The sequence below is a fragment of the Hahella ganghwensis DSM 17046 genome, assembly GCF_000376785.1.
Taxonomy (GTDB): domain Bacteria; phylum Pseudomonadota; class Gammaproteobacteria; order Pseudomonadales; family Oleiphilaceae; genus Hahella; species Hahella ganghwensis.
This window is the reverse complement of sequence record NZ_AQXX01000093.1, coordinates 41,141-47,506: the sequence shown is the minus strand read 5'-3', so window position 1 is coordinate 47,506 and position 6,366 is coordinate 41,141. Positions and strand designations below refer to the sequence as shown.

At 52.9% G+C, this 6,366-nt stretch carries 5 protein-coding genes; all 5 read right to left on the bottom strand.

Annotation, left to right across the window (positions count from 1 at the left end; all coding sequences use genetic code 11):
• The coding region (locus F566_RS38425; protein WP_483788245.1) for a transposase at nucleotides 1–170 on the bottom strand (170 nt) is incomplete at its 3' end.
• A 130-nt stretch (nucleotides 171–300) separates the two neighbouring features.
• Entirely contained in the window at nucleotides 301–1,899 is a 1,599-nt protein-coding gene (locus tag F566_RS0107935; protein ID WP_020406458.1) for a BCCT family transporter, read from the bottom strand.
• Between the two features lie 428 nt (nucleotides 1,900–2,327).
• On the bottom strand, nucleotides 2,328–3,152 hold the full coding sequence (gene etfB, locus F566_RS0107930; protein WP_020406457.1) for an electron transfer flavoprotein subunit beta: 825 nt from the start codon (nucleotides 3,150–3,152) through the stop codon (nucleotides 2,328–2,330).
• Nucleotides 3,142–4,467 carry an electron transfer flavoprotein subunit alpha gene (gene etfA / locus F566_RS32260; protein WP_020406456.1) on the bottom strand — a complete coding sequence of 442 codons (1,326 nt, stop codon included), beginning with the start codon at nucleotides 4,465–4,467 and terminating at the stop codon, nucleotides 3,142–3,144. Before etfA ends, etfB begins: the two co-directional genes overlap by 11 nt.
• Nucleotides 4,467–6,362: a (Fe-S)-binding protein gene (locus tag F566_RS32255; RefSeq protein ID WP_051085287.1), complete on the bottom strand. Its 1,896-nt coding sequence runs from the start codon at nucleotides 6,360–6,362 to the stop codon at nucleotides 4,467–4,469. Before F566_RS32255 ends, etfA begins: the two co-directional genes overlap by 1 nt.
• Nucleotides 6,363–6,366 lie beyond the last annotated feature (4 nt).

Below are 6,366 nucleotides of genomic sequence, written 5' to 3'. Positions count from 1 at the left end.
AGCATGGTGGATAACGGATACGGAGGGCGGCCGTTCTCGCCCTTGGGGTAATAGCGGGCGATCTTCTTTTCCATGCGTTTCCATGGGATCAGCTTATCCATTCGCTCCAGAAAGATTTCCCGGCGGGTCTTACGCTTCTTATTCTGGTATTCAGCTTCGGAGAAAGTCATCTGATCCATGGATAGTATTCCTGATGAGTGAAGTTGGCCGTATTATGACTGATTTGGGGAGTTATTCAGAGCCTCCTTAACTATAAATACTCTATTCAGAAGCGTTTAAAAAGTTAAATAGAGAGCCGCATCAGGTCTGATAAACAGGGATCGTACGATAATCTGTGTGAAGACCCTTATAAAGCCCAATACACATGATCAAAAGCACGAGGGTGAATGGCAACCCTACGGTGACTGCTCCTGCCTGAAGAGCGCCCAGTGCATCAGCTCCACCGCCAAATAGCAGAGTTCCTGCGATGACACCTTCCATGACAGCCCAGAAAACGCGTTGTGCCACTGGCGCATCTTGTTTACCGCCGGCGGTAATACCATCAATGACCAGTGATCCGGAGTCAGAGGAAGTAATGAAGAACACTAATACCAGGACGATGGCCAGAGTAGACATCAGACTGGACAATGGCAGATTCTCAAGCATGTGGAACATGGTCAGTGAGACATCGCCGACACCTTTGGTCAACTCACCGATATTCGCCTGGATCTGATCCAAAGCATTACCACCAAATGCTGCCATCCAGATACCGCAGATCAGGGTCGGGATCAGCAATACAGCCGTCATGAATTCGCGAACGGTGCGGCCTTTGGAGACCCTTGCGATGAACATGCCGACGAATGGCGACCAGGAAATCCACCAGGCCCAATAGAAAACGGTCCAGCCGTGGAACCAGGTCTCATCTTCACGACCGATCCAGTTACTCAGAGGAACGATATTTTCCACATAAGAACCCATCAGCGTCGCAAAGTTGGACAGGAAGCCGGTGAGTGAGCCTGCCAGAATAACGAAGCCCAGTAAAAGAACGGCAATGGCCATATTGATGTTACTGAGAACCTTAACGCCGCCATCCAGACCGCGGATGACCGATACCAGGGCGATTGCGGTGACGATGACGATGATGGCGATCTGAGTACTGATTCCACTTTCAAAGCCATAGAGGAAGCTCAAGCCACTGGATGCCTGTTGTGCACCGAATCCCAGTGAAGTGGCAAGACCGAAAATCGTCGCTACCACCGCAACGATGTCAATAACATGACCAATCGGGCCCCAGACACGATTTCCAAGAATCGGGAAGAACGCAGAGCGGATAGTCAGTGGCAGGCCTTTATTGTACGTAAAGAAGGCCAGAGCCAGTGCGACCACGCCATACATGGCCCAGGGGTGAAGACCCCAGTGGAACATGGTAGCGCCCAGAGCGAGAGATTTTCCTTCTGGAGTATTGGGGTCAACATTCAGTGGTGTGCCGTACCAGTCGGTGTAATACGCCACCGGCTCAGCCACACTCCAGAACATCAAACCGATTCCCATGCCGGCTGCAAATAACATGGCAAACCAGGAGGCACGGGAGAACTCTGGTTTGGCATCCTGCCCGCCAAGTCTGATTTTTCCAACGGGGAGGAAAATTAACGCGAAACAGAAGATCACAAAGATGTTGCCGGCAATCATAAACAGCCAGTCGAAATTGGCGATAGACCAGGAACGAGCTCCGGTGAGCATTTCCTTTGCATCTGCCGGAAACATGAGTGTTCCGATAATAAAGAGAAGTATTAATAGGGCACTGGTCCCAAAAACGGGGTTATGGACATCCAACCCCATAATCTGAATGTTATCCTGACCGGCTTTGTAATCGATGTCGTACTCATCGATCCCGGAGGACAACTGCGACTTGTCATTCATCCAATCATTCCTCGCAGAGTTATTTGATCGTGAATTTTCTTGTAATTAAGTGAAAAGATCAGAAGAGCCTGACCTAAAATTCAGTATCGGGGAGTTGCGCGGCAAGCGTTTCTCTGCAAACGACATAAGCTCACGAAAAGCTATCCGTAAACGTCACTTGCCGTTAGGCGGCGCAGAGGTCGTCTTGGGATACAGTGTCTATAAAATACATTAATAAAAGTCTATAACTATATGATATGTATATAATAAAAAGAGCCGAGCAAAGGCTCGGCTAATGGGGACTTGAGGGTTTTACCTTCAATTAAAGGTCATTCTCAAGTGCGAAGTCCTGGGGTAAATTTCAAAAAAAAGGTGTCTGAAATTTACCCCTGAAGTTGAGAGGCAACGTTTCTCGTTGCAAAAAGAGAGTGGCCGGTTAGTAGGAAATGCTATTTAACGATTCCTTCGCTGACGAGCAGGTCGAGTATGGCTTGTGCTTTTTCCTGACTGCTTTCATCCTTCATAATTTTGCCGCCTTCGCCCTGGGGCTTGGCTGTCGCAGCCTTGAACCGATCAGCGGCTGACTTGGCCTTCTTGATGTTCAGTCGTTTTGGACGTTTCCTGGCGGGTGTTTCTTCCCAGTCGGACTTTACTTGATCAATCTCATCAATCGATTCCTGTCCCTTGAGATGACCCCGTTGGCTTGGTCCGAAGGCAATCTGACGGGGAATTTGCGCGGCCTGATCGACGGTTGCCACAAAGGGAACAGAAACCCGTAACTTTCGTCGTTGTCCCCGCGGCAGGGCCTGCAGAATTTCAGCATCGTTCTCATTGATGCTGATGATGTCCGCGACTGATGAAACAATCGGCCAGCCGAGTCTGTCGGCCAGAAGGTAGGGCAGCATCCCGGAGGCTTCTCCACTTTCGGCCCGCATGCCGGCAAGAATAATATCCGCGCCCTGATCCTTGAAATGCGACGCCAGGGCAGGCAAGGCATCGGAACCTTCCTGCTGATGGAGAATGGTCAACCCTTTGATGCCCATCCCCAGATATTGCCTTAGCGCCTGTTCCCGGATGTCACCTTTTCCTTCCGGGCCGGCATGAACCAGGCTCAGATGCTCTCCGCAGAGGCGGATACCCATTTCAACAGCACGGGCATCCTGGTCAGCTCTTCTCGGGCGTCCGGATTTGGGATGCTGACCTACAGATACCAGCGCCGCGACTTTGAGGCCAGAGGACACAGGAGTGTTGGAGGAGTTAGCGTCAGGCAACACGGCGGGCCTCCTTATTTTGATCCTCTACGGATTCATCAGATTCAGTTTTATCGCTCAGCGTCGCGGAGTCATCTGAAACGCCGGACTGGCGTTCCTTATAAAGTCGCAACAGTTCAGCCAGGATGTCCTGGCTCTTGCCGATAACGGTCAGATCCGCTCGTTTCACCATATCGCAGCCGGGGTCGGTATTAATTGCAACCACTTTCTCGCACTGACCAATACCCTGGAGATGCTGAATTGCACCGGAAATCCCGACGGCCACATAAACCCTCGCGGTGACCCAGATGCCGGTTGCACCGACCTGGCGGAAGCGTGGCATAAAGCCATCATCCACCGCCACACGACTGGCGCCTTCGGTTGCTCCGAGAGTCGAAGCAACATCATGAAACTGATCCCAGTCCTTGACGCCGTTACCGGCTGAGAGAATGAATTCCGCTTCTGCCAGAGGAATCTGGGAGGGATCAACATCGACAGCGCCAAGATCCTGGATGTGTTGATCTGGGGTAACCAAGTGTTCCACATCCAGTGCCAGAACTTCATGACGTGTCTCATCGATTGGCATGGCACACTCTTCCGCCAGTAGAAGAATTCTAGGAGTTTGCCGTTTGATATCGATCCGATCAGAGCCTCCCCGGCATATGGTGTTTTCACTATCCACCTGCCAGGCATGATTGGCTGGTCGTTCGCCGATACGGGCCGCCAGTCGACAGCCGAGGTCTGCACCGCCGTGGATACTGTCAGGGAACAGCCAATGACCAGGGGCCAATTGTGATTCAACGCTCTGCAGTGCAGCAAGTTTCTGCTCAGGACAATAACCCTGGTAATGGTTGGCATCAGAGTTTTCAAAGTGTATGAGGCGGTCCACCCCGGCCTTATCCAAAGCTTCTTCCCGGTGATCGCCAAATACCACAGCTGTGACAGCAGTCGTTTGAGCTGATGATTTGGCCAGAATATGTGCCTGGCCCAACACATCTTTGTCATGACTGGTAAGTCGACCTCCGACCATATCCAGCACACAGACAATGAAGTTGTCCGGGTTTTCAACCTGATGCAGAGGTAGTGTCGGCTCAGTGCTGACTCCGCCACCGGTACCGCGCTGAACGCGCGTGGCTGCACCAGGGTGACTGGCTCCGGAGCGATCGATTCGTCTGAGCCCATTGGGCCCCATAAAATAGCCGGCACGTGGATCTTTGCGCAGAAGACCAGTAGGTCCTCTTTGCTCAGTTGCCGCACCTACAAGGGATTGATGCAACGGATGCAAACGATTTCTGGCAATGCGTTCGGCTCTGGGGTCACGTCTTATCACGTCGGACATCAGTGTACCTCCTCGATCAGCGCTTCGGACACCAGTTCAGCGATATCCTTGATTTCCGGGCGTGGCTCCACCACGCCTTCGAGCATGGCGGTGCATTGCTGACAACCCACGGCAACCACTTCGGCGCCGACCGCTTTGGCATCTTCCATACGCATGTCTGCAATACGACGCTCGCCGGGAATGTCGGTAATGGGAGCGCCGCCTCCGCCACCGCAGCAGCGTGACCGATAGCCAGAGCGTTCCATTTCTTTCAATTCGATACCCAATACTTTCAGCAGCTCACGAGGGGAGTCGTACTCTCCGTTGTAGCGACCGAGATAGCAGGGATCATGATAGGTGACATTGCCGCCTTTGAACTGATCCAGGCGTAATTTGCCCTGTTTTACCAGTTCATTGATAAAGGTGGTGTGATGAAGTACTTCGTACTGGCCGCCAAAATCTCCGTATTCATTTTTCAATACATGAAATGCGTGGGGATCGGTGGTGACAATACGCTTGAACCGATACTGATTCATCACATCTATATTGTGTTTTGCCAATGTCTGGAAGGTGGCATCGTCACCCAGACGACGGGCGACATCGCCGGAGTCACGTTCTTCGTCACCAAGCACAGCGAAGTTTACATTCGCCGCCTTCAGGACTTTGACGAAGGCTTTCAGGATACGCTGACTACGCATGTCAAAGGCACCGTCGCTGACCCAGAACAGTACATCCGCTTCTTTAACCTCTGCCATCAATGGGAGGTTCTGATCCGCCGCCCAGTTTGTGCGGCTTTGTGGATCGAATCCGTTAGGGTTATCCGTGGCGATCAGGTTTTCCAGTACTTCCGCACCTTTGTTTGGCGTTTCACCTTTTTCCAGAGTGAGGAAGCGGCGCATGTCCACAATGGCATCCACATGCTCAATCATCATTGGGCATTCTTCCACACAGGCGCGACAGGTTGTGCAGGACCAGAGGGTATCTGCTTTGACCAGGCCTTCAGTGATGATCTTTTCTGGGCTTCCTTGTGCCTGACCAACCTCAACACCAGGGTAGGGAGAGCCGGCATATTTGGCATCCGTACCGCCTGCCAGACCCACCACCATATCCTGAATCAGTTTCTTGGGGTTCAGGGGCTGACCTGCCGCGAAAGCCGGGCAGACGGCCTCACAACGTCCACACTGTACACAGGCGTCGAATCCAAGCAATTGGTTCCATTTGAAGTCTTTGGGTTTGGCGACACCGAGGGAGTCAGCGGCCAGATTGACCGGTTTCAACCCTGTGGAGCGGCCGCCGTCAAAACGTTCGGGGCGACGGTGAAAAGCCAGGTGAAGGGCGCCGGCGAAGGCGTGCTTCATGGGGCCTCCCCAGGTCATACCGAATACCATTTCGCCAAGACCGTAGATAATACCGGCCGTCAGCAGTACCGCCAGGACCCAGCCACCGAAGTTTTCAGGCAGAATGCCTGCCGCGGGCAGGGTGACAATAAAAAATGTCACGGCAAATACCAGAAGGCTCTTTGGCAGGCGCATCCACGGACCTTTGGAGAGTCTCTGTGGCGGTTGCGTGCGACGTTTGAAGACAAACAGTGCCCCGGTAAACATTAATGTTGTTGCGCCAAGCAGCGCCCAGGACAGCACCTGATTGTCCAGTCCGAACAGATGGACCAGGATAATCAGCGCCAGTGACAGAACAAACCCACCCGCCGTGGCGACGTGGGTATTGGACATGTATTTGTCCCGGGCAACTACATGGTGCAGGTCCACCAGATAGCGCCGGGGCATGGCCATCAGGCCGGTGATGATATTTACGGGCTCAGCCTGGCCGGCTCGCCAGAGGCTGACCCGTCTGATGGCTCCGATGGCCATCAGGCCCAGCGCGATCGCCAGGAGTAGTGGGAGTAACCAGTCAAGGATCATG

Bases quoted from the DNA above. Each gene is read 5' to 3' on its own strand.
- F566_RS0107935 (WP_020406458.1), bottom strand. From the start codon at position 1,899: ATGAATGACAAGTCGCAGTTGTCCTCCGGGATCGATGAGTACGACATC.
- etfA (WP_020406456.1), bottom strand. From the start codon at position 4,467: ATGTCCGACGTGATAAGACGTGACCCCAGAGCCGAACGCATTGCCAGA.